The organism is Rhizobium skierniewicense, assembly GCF_014196515.1.
Classification (GTDB): domain Bacteria; phylum Pseudomonadota; class Alphaproteobacteria; order Rhizobiales; family Rhizobiaceae; genus Agrobacterium; species Agrobacterium skierniewicense.
The window spans coordinates 392,955-408,705 of record NZ_JACIDV010000001.1; the positions used below are offsets into that span (position 1 = coordinate 392,955).

Genomic DNA, 15,751 nt, shown 5'->3' on the forward strand with positions numbered 1-15,751 from the left:
CAGACAATGCCGAAAAAAATCATCGTACCGGAAGGCACAGCCAAGCCAATCGCACCGTTTTCGCCGGGAACACTGGCGGATGGCATCGTCTACGTGTCGGGCACGCTACCTTTCGACAAGAACAACGATGTTGTGCATGTGGGGGATGCGGCAGCGCAAACCCGACATGTGCTGGAAACCATCAAGTCCGTTATCGAAACCGCTGGAGGCACCATGGAAGATGTCACCATGAACCATATCTTCGTGACAGACTGGGCGAACTATCAGGCCGTCAACGCGGTTTACGCCGAGTATTTCCCCGGCGACAAACCGGCGCGTTATTGCATCCAGTGCGGACTGGTAAAGCCGGACGCGTTGGTCGAAATCGCAACCGTGGCGCATATCGGTCGGTGACGGACAGGATCTGACAAGATGTATTTCGAGGTTCAGGGTCGACGCGAACCGGACGCGCAAACTATTCTTTTGTCATCCGGTCTTGGCGGATCTGGGGCGTATTGGGCGCCGCAAATGGAGATGCTGGAGCAGCATTTCCGTGTGGTTATCTATGACCACCGTGGCACGGGACGAACGGGTGGCGCGGTTCCCGCAAATGGCGGCATTTCCGCGATGGCGGATGATGTGCTTGAGATTGCAAGCCAGTTGAACCTCGAAACATTCCACTTCATGGGTCATGCCTTGGGCGGTTTGATCGGGCTTGATCTTGCCCTGCGCAAGCCCGGTCTTTTGGATAGCCTCGTCCTCATCAATGCCTGGAGCAAGGCGGACGCCCATTCCGGACGGTGCTTTGACACACGCATTTCGCTGCTGGAAAATTCCGGCGTGGAAGCTTTCGTCAAGGCGCAGCCTCTTTTTCTCTATCCGGCAATATGGATGTCTGAGAATGCGGAGCGTCTGGCCAAAGATGATGCACATGGCGTGACGCATTTTCAAGGCAGGGATAACGTTCTGCGTCGCATTGCAGCGCTGAGGGCTTTCGATGTGGATGATCGGTTGGGCGAGATCGGCAACAGGACGCTTGTGGTGGCCGCAAAAGACGACCTGCTCGTACCCTACACACGCTCGACGCGGCTTGCAGAGGGCTTGCCAAATGCCGAGCTCTTCATGTTGGATGAGGGCGCTCATGCGGTTAATATTACCGATGCCACAGGTTTTAACGTGGGGTTGGAGAAATTCCTGCTCACTCCGAAATCGATATAATTGAGGATTTTCACGATGACTTTGGATCAACAGGCGCTCGCCACTGTGTTTACGGAAGCCCGCTCGCACAATGGATGGTCTGACAAGCCGGTCAGCGACGCATTGCTGCGCGACGTTTATGACCTGACAAAAATGGCGCCCACGTCGGCCAATTGTTGCCCAGCCCGTTTCATTTTCGTGCGCTCGCCCGAAGCCAAGGAAAAGCTGAGGCCTTCCCTGTCGTCCGGCAATCTCGAAAAGACCATGACCGCACCGGTTACGGTCATCGCTGCCATAGACAGCGAATTCTATGAAAAACTGCCAGAGTTGTTCCCGCATGCGGATGCCAGATCGTGGTTTACCTCAAGCCCGGCGGTTGCCGAGGAAACAGCATTCCGGAACGCCACGCTTCAGGCAGGCTATCTCATTCTGGCGGCAAGGTCGCTAGGATTGGACACCGGTGCGATGTCCGGTTTCGACAAGGCGAAAGTCGACGAGGCGTTCTTTGCCGGAACGACGTGGAAATCCAATTTCCTCATCAATCTTGGTTATGGCGATCCGTCGAAGCTGTTTGGTCGCTTGCCACGGTTGCCATTTGAAGATGCCTGCCTGTTGGCATGATCACGGATTAGGAAAAGGTGATGTGATGCAGCCACTGTCTCTCGAAAAGGATACCGCAATGGAGACGAAGACTGCCGAGGATCTGAGCCTCGGCTTCCGCAACGCCATGTCACGGCTGGCCGGTGCGGTGAATATCGTCACGACAGACGGACCGGCAGGCAAAGCGGGTTTTGCCGCAACGGCGGTATGCAGCGTGTCGGACAGCCCGCCGACATTGCTCGTCTGCCTTAACCGCAACTCCTCCGCCTACAAGTTCGTCGTTGAGAATGGAGTGGTCTGCGTGAACACGCTCGCTGCGGACCAGGAACAGTTGAGTAGTCTTTTTGGTGGCAAAACCCCCATTGAGGAGCGCTTTGCCGCTGGCGAATGGAATAAGCTCGAAACCGGTTCGCCGGTGCTGACTGGGGCTCTTTGCTCGTTCGATTGCCAAATCCGGACCATCCATGATGGCGGCACCCACGATATTCTGATTTGTGACGTGCGTGACACGGTGGTCAACACAGGCGAGGAAGCTTTGATCTATTTCAAACGGGCCTATCGCCACATCTGAAAAGTGACAAGCTGTCCTTACTAAAAAACCCGGCGATATCCTCGCCGGGTTTTCTGCTTCAAATGCTGACTATTGCATCTTGTGAATGTCGCGATCTTTCGTCTCGGGCAGGAACAGGAGGCCAACGACCACTGTAATGCCTGCGAAGATGATCGGATACCAGAGGCCATAGTAGATGTCGCCCTTGGCAGCACTCATGGCGAATGCCGTGGCAGGCAGAAGGCCGCCGAACCAGCCGTTACCAATGTGGTAGGGCAGGGACATGCCGGTGTAGCGAATGCGGGTCGGGAAGAGTTCGACCAAAAGTGCGGCAATCGGGCCATAGACCATCGTGACATAGATGACGAGAACGGTCAGAACGGCAATGATGACGATCCAGTTGACTGCAGCAGGATCGGCAAACATCGAGAATGCTCCACCGCCGGCGACCGTGTAGACAGCCATTTCGGTCACGCCGTTGACGTCTGCAGGTGTCAACAGCTTGTCGGCGACGAGCTTGTCTGCAGGTACCGTTTTGGCGGGTGTTGCGCGGATAGCATCTGCGTTGAGGCCGAGTTCGGGGTTCGCCGCGACGAAGGCGTCCAACTTTGCGGCTGGAACCTGAGCTGCACCACGAACCAGCGGGTAACCGCTATCGTGAAGCGCGATGTTGATCTGCTTTTGGAAGGCTCGGTCATTTGCAGCGGCATTGGCACCTGCTGCAATGGCGTCGTAGCTTGCGATCGTCGCATCGCCGATTTTGACGGATGCAGGCTGACCAGCAGGACCCTCAACAACATCATAGGGAACCGAGTTTCTGGTCAGAAACGAGGTCGCGATATCGCAGGAGGTGGTGAATTTTGCCGTACCTGTTGGGTTGAACTGGAAGCGGCAATCGCCGGGAGCTGCCGTAACCGTCGCACGAACCGTTGCTTGAGCCTGTGCAAGGGCAGGATTGCCAGCCCATGTCAGTGCTTTGAACAACGGGAAATAGGTCAGCATTGCAAGAACAAGACCTGCCATGATGATCGGCTTGCGACCGATCTTGTCGGAAAGCCAGCCGAACAGAACGAAGAAGCCTGTGCCCAGTAGCAACGCGCAGGCGACCATGATGTTGGCAGACTGTCCATCAACCTTCAAAATGCTCTGGAGGAAAAAGAGGGCGTAAAACTGGCCGGTGTACCAGACGACGGCCTGACCGATGACGGCACCGACCAGCGCAATGATCGCAATCTTGGCATTCTTCCACTGACCGAAGGCTTCGCTGAGTGGTGCCTTCGACGTCTTGCCCTCTTCCTTCATTTTCTTGAAGGCTGGCGATTCGCTCATTTTCAGTCGGATCCAGACGGATACGCCCAGCAGAATGACGGAAAGCAGGAACGGGATGCGCCATCCCCAATCGGCAAAGGCTTCGCGGCCAACAGCAAACTGCACGCCCAAGATGACGACGAGGGACAGGAACAGGCCAAGTGTCGCAGTCGTCTGGATCCACGAGGTGTAGTAACCGCGACGCCCGTTGGGTGCATGTTCGGCCACATAGGTTGCCGCTCCACCATATTCACCGCCGAGTGCCAGGCCCTGTGCCATGCGCAAAACGATGAGGATGATCGGTGCTGCAATGCCAATCTGCGATGCGTTAGGCAGAATGCCGACCAAAAAGGTCGAAAAACCCATGATCAGAATGGTGACGAGGAAGGTATATTTGCGACCGACGAGATCGCCCAGTCGACCGAACACCAGCGCGCCGAAGGGGCGAACGAGAAAGCCTGCCGCAAAGGCCAGCAGCGCAAAGATATTACGGGTTGTTTCCGGATATTGGCTGAAGAAATTCGCGCCGATATAGATGGCCAGAGAGCCGTAGAGATAAAAGTCGTACCACTCGAATACGGTCCCCAGAGAAGAGGCGAAAATCACCTTCTTCTCTTCGCCCGTCATCGGGCGCGCCTTTTCAGGCCTTGCATGTGCTATAGTCGCCATTGTCTGTCCTCCACAGAATAAATGGCACATCGCGGAAGCCTGTTTCTCCCCCAGGCGATCCTTGCGGTGCGATGTCCCTGACGACAGAGTGACAGAAAATTAACGAAAGGAAGAGCAATGCTTTCGGCTTATGACTTTAGTCTAAGGCGACGTTCGATTAATGTGGCGACTGAGGTCGGATTCCGTGGCGTGGGGACCGAAATGGCAGGCGTTTACGCTTGACAGAAATCGGAAACACCATAATAGCTTTGCCACGAAAAGGAGCACGATCTTGATGAGACATGTCATCGACATGGTTGTCTTGCAGCATCCGGCAGAACCTGCCGGTGGTCCATCGTGCTTGTCCCATTCCATCCGAATTACGGCCAAAACGACGATTAAAACCGTCTGACGTCTCTGGCCCACCGCTCTCTCCCCGGTTTGGTCGGGGAAAAGGAAGCCGCAGCCATGCGGGTTCCCCTCACCAAAAAGAGGAGAGGCAGAAAGAGAGCTTTATCATGGGTTTCAAAGTTGCAATCGCAGGTGCCACCGGTAATGTCGGTCGCGAAATGCTCAACATCCTTTCCGAGCGCGGCTTTCCGGTCGATGAGGTCGTTCCGTTGGCTTCCGCCCGTAGCCAAGGCACGGAAGTGTCCTACGGCGATCGGACGTTGAAGGTTTCCAATCTGGAAAATTACGATTTCTCCGATACCGATATCTGCCTGATGTCGGCTGGTGGTGATGTTTCCAAGAAGTGGTCGCCAAAAATCGGCGCGCAGGGCTGCGTGGTTATCGATAATTCTTCAGCATGGCGCTATGATCAGGATGTTCCTTTGATCGTGCCGGAAGTGAATGCCGACGCTATCGAAGGCTTCAAGAAGCGCAACATCATTGCCAACCCCAATTGCTCCACGGCTCAACTTGTCGTCGCGCTAAAGCCTCTGCATGATTTTGCCAAGATCAAGCGCATCGTCGTCTCCACCTACCAGTCGGTATCCGGCGCCGGTAAGGAAGGAATGGACGAACTCTTCCAGCAAACGCGTGCGGTGTTCGTAGCGGACTCGATCGAGGTCAAGAAGTTCACCAAGCGCATCGCCTTCAACGTCATCCCGCACATCGATGTCTTCATGGAAGACGGTTACACGAAGGAAGAGTGGAAGGTTCTGGCTGAGACCAAGAAGATGCTGGACCCGAAGATCAAGGTGACGTGCACCGCCGTGCGTGTGCCTGTGTTCATCGGTCATTCGGAATCGGTCAACATCGAATTCGAAAACGAAATCACCGCCGATCAGGCACGCGATATCCTGCGTGAAGCACCCGGTTGCCTCGTCATCGACAAGCATGAGAACGGTGGCTACATCACGCCGGTCGAATGTGCAGGTGAAGATGCGACCTATATTTCGCGTATTCGTGAGGATGCGACCGTTGAAAACGGCCTGAACATCTGGGTTGTGTCGGACAACCTGCGCAAGGGGGCTGCCCTCAACGCCATCCAGATCGCCGAGCTCTTGGTCAATCGTGGATTGATTAAGCCGCGTAAGGCTGTTGCCTGATACGGTTTTTTAACAAATATTAACTATAACCCGTCCACTCCACTGCGAGAATGGGCGGGTTTTTGAGTTTGTTGCTATCACGGGCAGTTTATTTGCTGGTTTTGATGTTGGCAGGCACTTTGAAATCAGCACATTTTCTGTGACGTGGCCACAGGTTGGGTATAATCCCCGAAATATTGAAGGCAGGTTCTGATGCGGGCAATGAAAGCTTTTTCCGTTGGCGTGGTGATGGTTTCGGCATTGGCGGCAACGCCGTCACTGGCCGCACAATGCGGCAATACCTCGGCCGGCTTTGACGCCTGGGTCGGTTCATTCAAGCAAGAGGCCGCAGGCCGTGGTATCAGCGCGTCTGTTCTGGATAGGGCGTTTTCGAATGTTTCCTACAACCAGCCAACTATACGCGCCGATCGCGGTCAGCACAGCTTCAAGCTGTCCTTCGATCAGTTCATGCAAAAGCGTGGCGGTCAGGCGATCATTTCTCGTGGCAAGGCCATGAAGAAGAGCAATGCCGCATTGTTTGACAACATTGAGCGGGCCTACGGTGTACCTGCGGGGCCACTTCTGGCGATCTGGGGTATGGAAACAGGTTTTGGCGGTTTCTTGGGCAACCAGCACACCCTGTCTGCGGTCGCGACACTATCCTACGACTGCCGTCGCTCTGACTATTTCACGGAGCAGCTTTACGCCGCTCTGAAACTGGTCGGCAGTGGTAATCTGAGCGTAACGGCCAAGGGTGCTGCTCATGGTGAGATTGGCCAGACGCAGTTCCTGCCGCTCAACGTTGTCCGCTATGGCGTCGATTTCGATCGCAACGGTCGTATCGATCTGGTTGGATCGCGTGCGGATGCTCTGGCGTCCACGGCAAACTTCCTCGTTGGTCATGGTTGGCAGCGCGGTGCCGGTTATCAGCAGGGCCAGACGAACTTCGCTGCTATCCAGGGATGGAATGCCGCCAGCGTTTATCAGCAGTCCATCGCCTATATCGGCAAGGCCATAGACGGCCAGTAGACCTGGCCGTCATCGGATAACATCAATCAGACAGTCGGGCGGCGAAAGTCGCCCGTTTTGCTGTCCATGACCCACAATTCGCCGGTTGAGATATCGAACCAGGCGCCGTGCAGCTTCACTTGGCCAGCGGCTTCCTGTGCCTTTACGAAAGGAAAGCCACGCAGATTGCTGATCGAGTTTCGAATCGAAACGCGCTCCAGCGCTGTCTGGCGCTCAGACGTTGTCATCACGTCATTGCTCTGTATTTGCTCGGCTGCGGATTTGACCATGTTCATCCACTTGCCGATGAAGTCACCCGGAGACAGAGACTCGAAATTGGGGTCGAGCGCAGCCTGAATTCCGCCGCAGCGGCCATGGCCCATGACGACGATGTTCTTGACCTTCAACACCTGCACGGCATACTCAATGGCAGCCGATGTCGCGTGGTACTGCCCATCGGGTTCGAACGGTGGCACCATGTTGGCCACGTTTCTCATCACGAAGAGCTCGCCCGGGCCGCAATCGAAAATGGTTTCCGGCGCAGAACGGGAGTCGCAACAGGCGATAATAAGGGTTTGTGGCTTCTGTCCGGTGTCGGCCAAGACACGATAACGTTCGCGTTCATCGGTGTAACGACCGGCCATAAAATTCTTGTAGCCATTGAGAAGGTAGTCGGGGAAATCTTTCATGGATATCTCGGTACCATTATGCTGGGCCAGTATCGTAAAATGATGCTTGGCGCGTTGAAAACCCTTTTTTTGCTCTGCTATGTGCGCTTGCTTCGCGACGGATGCAAGAGATGGCGCATCTGAACCATTGCCATGGGTGTGGAAAGGCTTGAGGCATCCGTTTCCAGTGTCAACTCATTGACGCCCCGTTTCATGGTTCGAGCCAAGACCTCAAACACGCTTGCCGTGGCCAGTTGTAACGCTTTTTCGTCATCGAGACCCTGAAGCAACCGCGCCAGAAAAAGCGCAGCGAACAGGTCGCCCAGGCCGTTCGGCACATTCTCTATCGAGCGATGCTCAGCCAGCAAAGCATGGCGACCGCTTAGGAACAGATTTCCTATGCCACCCGCCATCATCGGAACAGCCGAGGTTACCAGCATTTTCGCCGGTCCGAGTGCCAGTGCCGCGTCCATGATCTCGTTGTTTGTTTCAAGCTCCGCCCCGCTCATCCAACCGAGTTCGTAGCGGTTTGGTGTGGCAACGGTGGCAAGCGGAATGAGTTCGTCACGTATGGCTTGTGCCGTTTCGACCGGCACATAAAGCCCGCCATTGTCGCCCATGACGGGGTCGCAGACATAGATGAGATCAGCATGGCGTGCTTTCAGCGAGCGAATGAGCGTTGCTGCGGAGCGGACCTGGTCGGCGCTGCCGAAATATCCCGTCAGGACCGCTCTGACTTCGCCCGCCCATTTGCAACCGGCCAGATCCTGCATGGCCTTCTCGAACTCGCCATTGTCGAATCGCAGCCGCGTGGACGGCCCATGGCCCGGATGCCACGGCATCACGATGGTGGGCACGGCCCATACCGGAAATCCAAGTGTTTCAAGCGCAAACACAACGGCTCGGTTGCCGACTGAGCCGCGCATGACGTGGCTTGAAATGACGATGACGGAGCCGTTGGTATTATCCTGCATGGCATACTCGTTCAGCTTGGCGACGGTCGGGAATTTTACTCTGAAGCACCGGTTGTCTGATAGGTCCCTCATGGCATATTGGCACGTTGCTTTCCACTGCAATATCGGCGCGTTTTGCTGGGTCTATTTGGCTGCCCGTTCCAGTGCCTTGAGAACCGTGCGTTCGGAAAGGTTGAGGTATTGCTCCATCTGAGCGGCGGCCTCGACGACGTTGCCTTTTTCGACCAGAGAGAGGATCTGCTCATTCATGTCGACAAAGGGCGAGTGTAATTGCTCGGGGTCTTTCAACAGCCCGAAGCTGAGACGCAGTTCCGCAGCAACACGGGCATAGAAATCGCTCAGTCGGCTGCTGTCGGACAGATCGACCACGGCTGCGTGGAACCTCATATTGGCGCTACCGACTTCACGCCATTGCTTCAGATCGCGGTGTATCTTGGCGTACTCAACCGCGTCGCGCATGGTTGTCGTTGCCGGATGCCTGGGCCATGCCTGCCGTAACGCGCTGCATTCCAGCATGCGGCGTACACGGTAGATATCGATGATCTGATCCGTACTGGGCGCAGAAACGAAAACACCGCGATTGGCTTCGTGCCGCAACAGGCCGTCTTTGGTTAAAAGGCGAAAGGCCTCCCGTAGCGAGTTTCGAGACACGTCAAGGCGTTCGCTGAAAGCCGCTTCCGACAGACGCTGCCCCGGCGCCAACGCGCCGGTGATCAAAAGGTCACGAATATCCTTGGCCACACGATCTGCAAGCGGCAAATTTTCCGTCATGGCATTTCCTCAAAGCTCTTCAATCGGACATCCATCGTCCGATAGCGTTTTTGTCGCGCCGCTAATGCGGGTGCAATATCACAAATTGCGAGCAGAACAGGTAAAAATCGTGCTTATTTTCAACGCATATGTTCCAAAGATTGCGCATAATGAAAGAACGATATAATTTTATTGTTCAACAATATTGACAATTTTGTAGATGACGCCAAGATCACTGCACAGCATCCGCGAGGGGCGGAGTGCGATAAGGAGAAAATCCATGGAGCAGAACAAGCTTGCCCAGAGCGTCGAGTTTGCGAAATCGCGGCGCGCATCTCTCACAGCCGCCATCTTTCTGATGGCGACCTCGGCCATCGGCCCGGGCTTCATTACCCAGACGGCCACCTTTACCACCAAGCTCGGATCGGCCTTCGCTTTCGCCATTCTTGCATCGATTTTGATCGACTTCGTCGTCCAGTTGAACATCTGGCGTATCGTGACGCTTACCCGCATGCGCGCCTCCGACATCGCCAATGCGGCGATCCCCGGTTCGGGTTATGTGCTGGCCATTCTCGTTATTGTCGGCGGACTGTTCTTCAACATCGGCAACATCGGTGGCTCCGGCCTTGGCCTCAACGCCATGCTTGGGCTTGATCCGAAGTGGGGCGGGGCGCTGAGCGCACTTCTTGCCATCGGCATCTTCCTGTCGAAACGCGCCGGTATGGCCGTTGACCGCTTTATCATTTTCGCCGGTCTTCTGATGATCGCGCTTACGGTCTATGTGGCGTTTGCATCCAATCCGCCGGTCGGCGATGCGCTGTTCCAGACATTCCTGCCCTCCACAATCGATTTTGCGACAATTACCACCATCGTTGGCGGTACTGTCGGCGGGTACATCACCTATTCGGGCGCCCATCGTCTTCTCGACAAAGGCATGGTCGGCGTTGAAAATCTTCCATCCATCAATCGCGCCGCACTCACCGGCATCGCCGTGACGGGCGTCATGCGTTACGTACTCTTCCTTGCCATTCTGGGCGTTGTCGCCAGTGGCGTCATTATCGACGTTTCGGGCAAGGGCGCAAACCCTGCCGCGCAGGCCTTCCAGTCGGCCGCCGGTGATATCGGGTTGAGAATATTCGGCGTCGTTCTGTGGGCCGCGGCCATCACCTCGGTGATCGGTGCTGCCTATACGTCGGTCTCCTTTATTACGGTCTTCAAGAAGGATATCAGCGAACGCGGTCGCAATATCGCGACGGTCATCTTCATCGCGGTTTCTCTCTTCTTCTACCTCGTCATCACCACGCCACCAGCACAGATGCTCGTCTTTGTCGGTGGTCTCAACGGTCTCATTCTTCCCATTGGCCTGTCGATCTTTGTCTATGCGGCTTGGGCGCGGTCTGATCTGATGGAAGGGTACCGTTATCCGCGCTGGCTTCTGGTGCTCGGCATTCTGGTCAGCGCGCTGACCTGGTACATGGGCTACAAGTCCATCGGACCCATCTTCGCGCTTCTGACGGCATAAGGAGAAAGACATGGCTTCCATTGATCTGAACAGCGATCTTGGCGAAAGCTACGGTGCCTGGAGCATGGGAGACGACGGCGCGATGCTATCTGTCGTCTCCAGCGCCAACATTGCCTGCGGTTTTCATGCGGGCGATCCGGCCGGTATTTTCCGCACCGTCAAAGCGGCTGCCGACAATAGTGTCGTCGTGGGAGCCCATGTCTCCTATCCGGACCGCGTCGGCTTCGGCCGTCGGGATCTGGATGTGACGTCGGAAGAATTGATTGCCGATGTCATCTACCAGATTGGCGCGCTGAAAGGTATTGCCGCAGCCGCTGGCACCACGGTGCGTTACGTCAAACCGCACGGCGCGCTGTATAACCGCATCGCCAATGACGCAAAGCAGGGTCAAGCGGTGATCGACGGTATCAAGGCCATCGATCCCTCGCTGGTTCTCATGGGCCTTGCCAATGCGCCGATCCTCGACCTTGCACGCAAATCGGGTCTGGCAGTGGTTGCCGAAGCCTTCGCCGACCGTGCCTACACGCCGCAAGGTCAGCTCGTCTCCCGCCGCGAGGCCGGTGCGGTGTTGCATGATGCGGAAAAAATCGCTGACCGCATGGTGCAGCTTGCCCGAACGGGTACGCTTGAAGCCATCGATGGCAGCATCATCAAAATCGAGGCGCAATCCATCTGCGTTCATGGCGATAGCCCCGGTGCCGTCGCCATTGCGCAGCAAATTCGCAAACGGTTCGAAGCGGAAGGCATCGACATCCGTTCTTTCGCCTCCAACAATTAAGGAGCGATCCATGACGATCCCCACTTCCTACCTGAACCACACGGATGCCACAGCAGCACGCAAGGCGCGTGACGATTATCGCGGCGGTCTGGTCGCGCCGACATCCGGCATCGCACCTGGTTTCACGCAGGCCAACATGATTGTCCTGCCGCGTGACTGGGCGTTTGATTTCCTGCTTTATGCGCAGCGCAACCCCAAGGCCTGCCCGGTTCTGGATGTTTCCGACCCTGGCGTTCCGACCACTGTGCTTGCTCCCGGTGCCGATCTCAGAACCGATCTGCCGCAGTACCGGATCTGGCGGGATGGCAAGCTGTCGGAGGAAACCGCAGACGCTACCGCCGCATGGGCAGAGCGCGATGACCTCGTGGCCTTCCTCATCGGGTGCAGCTTCACGTTTGAAACGCCCATGGTGGAAGCCGGCATTGAAATCCGCCATATGACGGATAAATCCAATGTGCCGATGTATCTCACCAACCGGCCATGCCGTCCTGCCGGTCGGTTGAAGGGCAATATGGTTGTTTCCATGCGCCCAATCCCCGCCACGCGCGTGGCAGATGCCGCAACGATTTCGGGTCGCTTCCCGGCTGTTCACGGCTCGCCCGTGCATGTCGGTTCGCCGGCAGAACTCGGCATTGCCGATCTCGCGAAGCCGGATTTTGGTGACGCGGTGCGGATCGAAGCTGGTGAAATTCCGGTGTTCTGGGCCTGCGGTGTTACACCACAAGCCGCAGTGATGGCGTCCGGTGTGCCGTTCGCGATCACACATTCCCCAGGTTACATGTTCATCACCGATATTCCCGATTCCGCCTATCATGCGTGAGGACACGATGCGTTTTTTACCCGTCAGCCTCACGACTATTCTGGTGGAACTTGATGACCTCGACCAGACACTTGCCCTGTTTGCATCGCTTGAGGCCAACCCCGTCGAAGGTGTCGAGGAAACGGTTCCGGCTGCTCGCACGCTGATGATCCGGTTTCGGCCTGAAACCATCGGGGCGCAGGCGCTGGCGGCTGAAATCGCCACCCGTGATCTCTCGGCAAAGATTGCTCCGTCCGACAATCTGGTGGAAATACCGGTTCGCTACGATGGCGAAGATCTGGCCGATGTCGCCGAACTGACGGGCCTCAGTGTCGAAGAGGTTATTCGGCGACATACGGACAGTGAATTTACCGTCGCGTTCTGTGGTTTTGCACCCGGGTTCGGATATCTGGTCGGCGGTGATCCGGCGCTACATGTGCCGCGCCGCAAAAGCCCGCGCACCCGTATCCCTATGGGCTCGGTTGCCCTTGCCGGTGCCTTCAGTGGCGTTTATCCGCAAAACAGCCCCGGCGGCTGGCAAATCCTCGGCACCACGCCCCTGAAAATGTGGGATATCGACCGCGATCCCGGCGCGCTGTTTCAGCCCGGTTATCGCGTCCGCTTTTTCGATATGGACAAGGCTGACCGCAACATCGACATTCCCGCAGCAAAGCCTGCTGTCGCGAAACCCGTGGCGAACACAGAAGCCGCTCATTTCGACGTGCTGGCCGCACCCATGCCCGCCGTGTTTCAAGACCTTGGGCGGTTTGGCCAGACGGGACAAGGCGTGTCCGCGTCCGGCGCTCTGGATCGTTCCGCCTTAAACACGGCAAATCGCATCGTTGGCAACCCGGCCAACACCGCCTGTCTGGAAATCACACTTGGCGGCTTTTCCTTTAAAAGCACCAGCCGCGCAGTCATCGGTGTTGCAGGCGCATCCTGTATCATAACCGTGAAATCTGATGCCTACAGCGTCGAAGCCAACCCCTACATGCCAATCTCTCTGGAGGCAGGCGATGTGGTGACATTTGGCAATCCTGCAAAAGGTATGCGCTGTTACCTCGCGGTCCGAGGCGGTTTCGAAGTCGCGCCGGTTCTTGGGAGCACATCCACGGATACGCTTGCGGTTGTGGGGCCGGATACGGTCACTGCGGGGTCGATCCTCAATCTGAAAAAGAATAAAAACGGCCTTTCCAGCGTGTCCATCGATGAGGTTCCAGCCTTTGATCTGCCCCAAGTGGGTGATGTCGTCACGCTGGATGTCGTGATGGGTCCACGCACCGACTGGTTCACACAACGCGGTATCGAAACACTGACAAGCCAGCTCTGGCAGGTCACGCCGCAGTCCAGCCGCGTCGGCATTCGCCTTGCTGGTGAAACGCCGCTGGAGCGCAAGGACAGTGCGGAATTGCCGAGCGAAGGCACAGCAACGGGTGCAATCCAGATACCCCATAGCGGTCAGCCGGTGCTGTTTCTCGCCGACCATCCGCTGACGGGAGGATATCCGGTCATCGGTGCCGTTGCGGAATACCACTTGGACCTCGCGGGTCAGATACCCATCAACGCCAAAATCCAGTTTCGCCCGCTTGGGCCATTCGCGGAGATTTCGGCCATAAAAAACACAGAGCTTTCGGGAGAACGCCCATGAAAAAAGTGCTGATTGCCAATCGCGGTGAGATCGCGGTGCGCATCATTCGCGCCTGCCGAGATTACGGTATCGGATCGGTTGCCGTTTATGCCGATCCTGATCAGGACGCAGTTTTCGTGCGACTGGCCGATGAAGCCTACGCCCTGGACGGCGTGCGTCCGGCGCAAACCTATCTCGATATTGAAAAGCTGATTGCTATCGCCAAGCGCTCCGGTGCGGATGCGGTCCATCCCGGTTATGGCTTCCTGTCGGAACGTGCCGAATTTGCGCAGGCCGTTATCGACGCAGGCCTGATCTGGATTGGCCCTGACCCTGATGTAATCAAGGTTCTGGGTGACAAGGTGGAAGCGCGCCGCATTGCCACCAGCGTTGGCGCGCCTCTGGTCGCAGGCAGCGATGGGCCGGTTGAAACAGCAGCGGAAGTTACCGCCTTTGCCCAACAGCACGGCCTACCGGTTGCCATCAAGGCCGCCCATGGCGGCGGCGGACGCGGCATTAAGGTTGCCTGGAAAATGGAAGAGATCTCCGATCTCTACAGTTCTGCAGTGCGCGAAGCGACAGCCGCCTTCGGGCGTGGCGAATGTTTTCTGGAACGGTTCCTGGACCGTCCGCGCCACATCGAAGCGCAGGTCATTGCCGATAAGCACGGCAATGTTCTGGTTCTCGGCACGCGCGATTGTTCGTTGCAGCGCCGTAACCAGAAGCTGATCGAAGAAGCACCGGCGCCGTTTCTGTCACCAGAACAGCGTCAGAAAATCCATGAGGCGGCAAAGGCCATCTGTGCGGCGGCCGGTTATTCCGGGGCGGGCACCGTGGAATTTCTGCTGGGCGTGGACGGTACGATTTCTTTCCTTGAAGTCAACACACGTCTTCAGGTGGAGCATCCGGTAACGGAAGAGACCTCAGGCATTGATCTCGTCATAGAGCAGTTCCGTATTGCGGAAGGCCATAAGCTGCGCGTCTTCGAAACGCCGGAACCACGCGGCCATTCCATGGAATTCCGCATCAATGCCGAAGATCCCGGTCGCGGCTTTCTGCCGACGCCCGGAAAAATCACCCTGTTCGATCCGCCATCAGGCCCCGGCATCCGCATGGATAGCGGCGTCGTCACCGGCTCGACGATACCCGGCGTGTTCGATTCGCTAATGGCGAAACTGATCGTGACAGGTGCGGATCGAGATCAGGTGCTGCGCCGCGCCCGCCGCGCCCTGAAGGAATTCCGCATCGAAGGCATCGCCACGGTTCTGCCGTTCCACCGCGCCGCCATCGATACGGATGATTTTATCGGAACGGATGGCTTCAAGGTTCACACCCGCTGGATCGAGACCGATTTTGCCGACATGCCCGATGCCATGGAGCGCCCCGCACCGGGAGACGACGCCACGATGACCCGCACATGGCTGGAAATTGACGGAAAGCGCGTATCCGTCGGCCTGCCGCATCTATTGCTGGCAGGTTTTACCGGTGCTGGCGTACGTTCCACAGAAGCAGTCGAGGCGATCCCCAAAACAGAGGGCATCCTGGCACCCATTTCCGGCACGCTTCAATCCTTCAAGGTCGAAGACGGAGCGGATGTGGCCGAAGGCGATCTCGTCGCCGTTATGGAGGCGATGAAAATGGAGACGCAGGTGACGGCTCCGAAAGCAGGCAAGGTCCGTCTTGTGGCCAAAGAGGGCGGGTATTTGCAAGCGGGTGAGGTTCTGATCTCCTTCGATTGACCGCCGGACAACCTACAATCAAGACATGGTCTCGCGGTTGCCAATGACCGCGAGACGAGAAAGCTTTGGATC

Annotated in this window: 15 protein-coding genes; 11 read left to right on the top strand and 4 right to left on the bottom strand. The window is 56.8% G+C overall.

Annotated features, from left to right (window positions below; translation table 11 throughout):
- Nucleotides 1–6 precede the first annotated feature (6 nt).
- The 4 genes from rutC to GGQ73_RS01745 are packed head-to-tail and all read left to right on the top strand — an operon-like array spanning nucleotide 7 to nucleotide 2,347.
- On the top strand, nucleotides 7–393 hold the full coding sequence (gene rutC / locus GGQ73_RS01730; protein WP_183893458.1) for a pyrimidine utilization protein C: 387 nt from the start codon (nucleotides 7–9) through the stop codon (nucleotides 391–393).
- Nucleotides 394–411: 18 nt separating this feature from the next.
- On the top strand, nucleotides 412–1,197 hold the full coding sequence (gene rutD, locus GGQ73_RS01735; protein WP_183893460.1) for a pyrimidine utilization protein D: 786 nt from the start codon (nucleotides 412–414) through the stop codon (nucleotides 1,195–1,197).
- Between the two features lie 15 nt (nucleotides 1,198–1,212).
- Nucleotides 1,213–1,797: a malonic semialdehyde reductase gene (locus GGQ73_RS01740; RefSeq protein WP_183893461.1), complete on the top strand. Its 585-nt coding sequence runs from the start codon at nucleotides 1,213–1,215 to the stop codon at nucleotides 1,795–1,797.
- 25 nt (nucleotides 1,798–1,822) lie between these two features.
- On the top strand, nucleotides 1,823–2,347 hold the full coding sequence (locus GGQ73_RS01745) for a flavin reductase (protein WP_174154914.1): 525 nt from the start codon (nucleotides 1,823–1,825) through the stop codon (nucleotides 2,345–2,347).
- A 69-nt stretch (nucleotides 2,348–2,416) separates the two neighbouring features.
- On the opposite strand, the gene GGQ73_RS01750 is transcribed toward GGQ73_RS01745, so the two are convergent.
- Complete coding sequence (locus tag GGQ73_RS01750) at nucleotides 2,417–4,303, bottom strand: MFS transporter (RefSeq protein ID WP_183893462.1); 1,887 nt, start codon at nucleotides 4,301–4,303, stop codon at nucleotides 2,417–2,419.
- A gap of 497 nt (nucleotides 4,304–4,800) precedes the next feature.
- Here GGQ73_RS01750 and GGQ73_RS01755 point away from each other — a divergent pair, with 497 nt between their 5' ends.
- Both GGQ73_RS01755 and GGQ73_RS01760 read left to right on the top strand, forming a co-directional pair.
- On the top strand, nucleotides 4,801–5,835 hold the full coding sequence (locus tag GGQ73_RS01755; protein WP_174154910.1) for an aspartate-semialdehyde dehydrogenase: 1,035 nt from the start codon (nucleotides 4,801–4,803) through the stop codon (nucleotides 5,833–5,835).
- A 192-nt stretch (nucleotides 5,836–6,027) separates the two neighbouring features.
- The gene (locus tag GGQ73_RS01760) at nucleotides 6,028–6,843 is read left to right on the top strand and encodes a lytic murein transglycosylase (RefSeq protein WP_174154908.1); all 816 of its coding nucleotides are present in this window, start codon (nucleotides 6,028–6,030) and stop codon (nucleotides 6,841–6,843) included.
- A 26-nt stretch (nucleotides 6,844–6,869) separates the two neighbouring features.
- Here GGQ73_RS01760 and GGQ73_RS01765 read toward each other — a convergent pair whose 3' ends face one another.
- From GGQ73_RS01765 to GGQ73_RS01775, 3 genes are all read right to left on the bottom strand, one after another.
- A complete protein-coding gene (locus GGQ73_RS01765) occupies nucleotides 6,870–7,511 on the bottom strand; it encodes a carbonic anhydrase (RefSeq protein ID WP_174154906.1) in 642 nt (213 codons plus the stop codon).
- A 77-nt stretch (nucleotides 7,512–7,588) separates the two neighbouring features.
- Nucleotides 7,589–8,464 carry a pyridoxal kinase PdxY gene (gene pdxY / locus GGQ73_RS01770; protein WP_183893463.1) on the bottom strand — a complete coding sequence of 292 codons (876 nt, stop codon included), beginning with the start codon at nucleotides 8,462–8,464 and terminating at the stop codon, nucleotides 7,589–7,591.
- Nucleotides 8,465–8,587: 123 nt separating this feature from the next.
- The gene (locus GGQ73_RS01775) at nucleotides 8,588–9,235 is read right to left on the bottom strand and encodes a GntR family transcriptional regulator (RefSeq protein WP_183893464.1); all 648 of its coding nucleotides are present in this window, start codon (nucleotides 9,233–9,235) and stop codon (nucleotides 8,588–8,590) included.
- A gap of 259 nt (nucleotides 9,236–9,494) precedes the next feature.
- On the opposite strand from GGQ73_RS01775, the gene GGQ73_RS01780 reads away from it, so the two are divergent.
- The 5 genes from GGQ73_RS01780 to GGQ73_RS01800 are packed head-to-tail and all read left to right on the top strand — an operon-like array spanning nucleotide 9,495 to nucleotide 15,679.
- Complete coding sequence (locus tag GGQ73_RS01780; protein WP_183893465.1) at nucleotides 9,495–10,736, top strand: NRAMP family divalent metal transporter; 1,242 nt, start codon at nucleotides 9,495–9,497, stop codon at nucleotides 10,734–10,736.
- A 10-nt stretch (nucleotides 10,737–10,746) separates the two neighbouring features.
- Nucleotides 10,747–11,514: a LamB/YcsF family protein gene (locus GGQ73_RS01785; protein ID WP_183893466.1), complete on the top strand. Its 768-nt coding sequence runs from the start codon at nucleotides 10,747–10,749 to the stop codon at nucleotides 11,512–11,514.
- 10 nt (nucleotides 11,515–11,524) lie between these two features.
- Nucleotides 11,525–12,334, top strand: a complete 810-nt coding sequence (locus GGQ73_RS01790) for a putative hydro-lyase (protein WP_174154896.1) — start codon at nucleotides 11,525–11,527, stop codon at nucleotides 12,332–12,334.
- Nucleotides 12,335–12,341: 7 nt separating this feature from the next.
- Nucleotides 12,342–13,961 (top strand): 5-oxoprolinase subunit B/C family protein, encoded by a 1,620-nt coding sequence (locus GGQ73_RS01795; protein ID WP_183893467.1) that lies wholly within the window; start codon nucleotides 12,342–12,344, stop codon nucleotides 13,959–13,961.
- Complete coding sequence (locus tag GGQ73_RS01800; RefSeq protein WP_183893468.1) at nucleotides 13,958–15,679, top strand: acetyl/propionyl/methylcrotonyl-CoA carboxylase subunit alpha; 1,722 nt, start codon at nucleotides 13,958–13,960, stop codon at nucleotides 15,677–15,679. Before GGQ73_RS01795 ends, GGQ73_RS01800 begins: the two co-directional genes overlap by 4 nt.
- Nucleotides 15,680–15,751 lie beyond the last annotated feature (72 nt).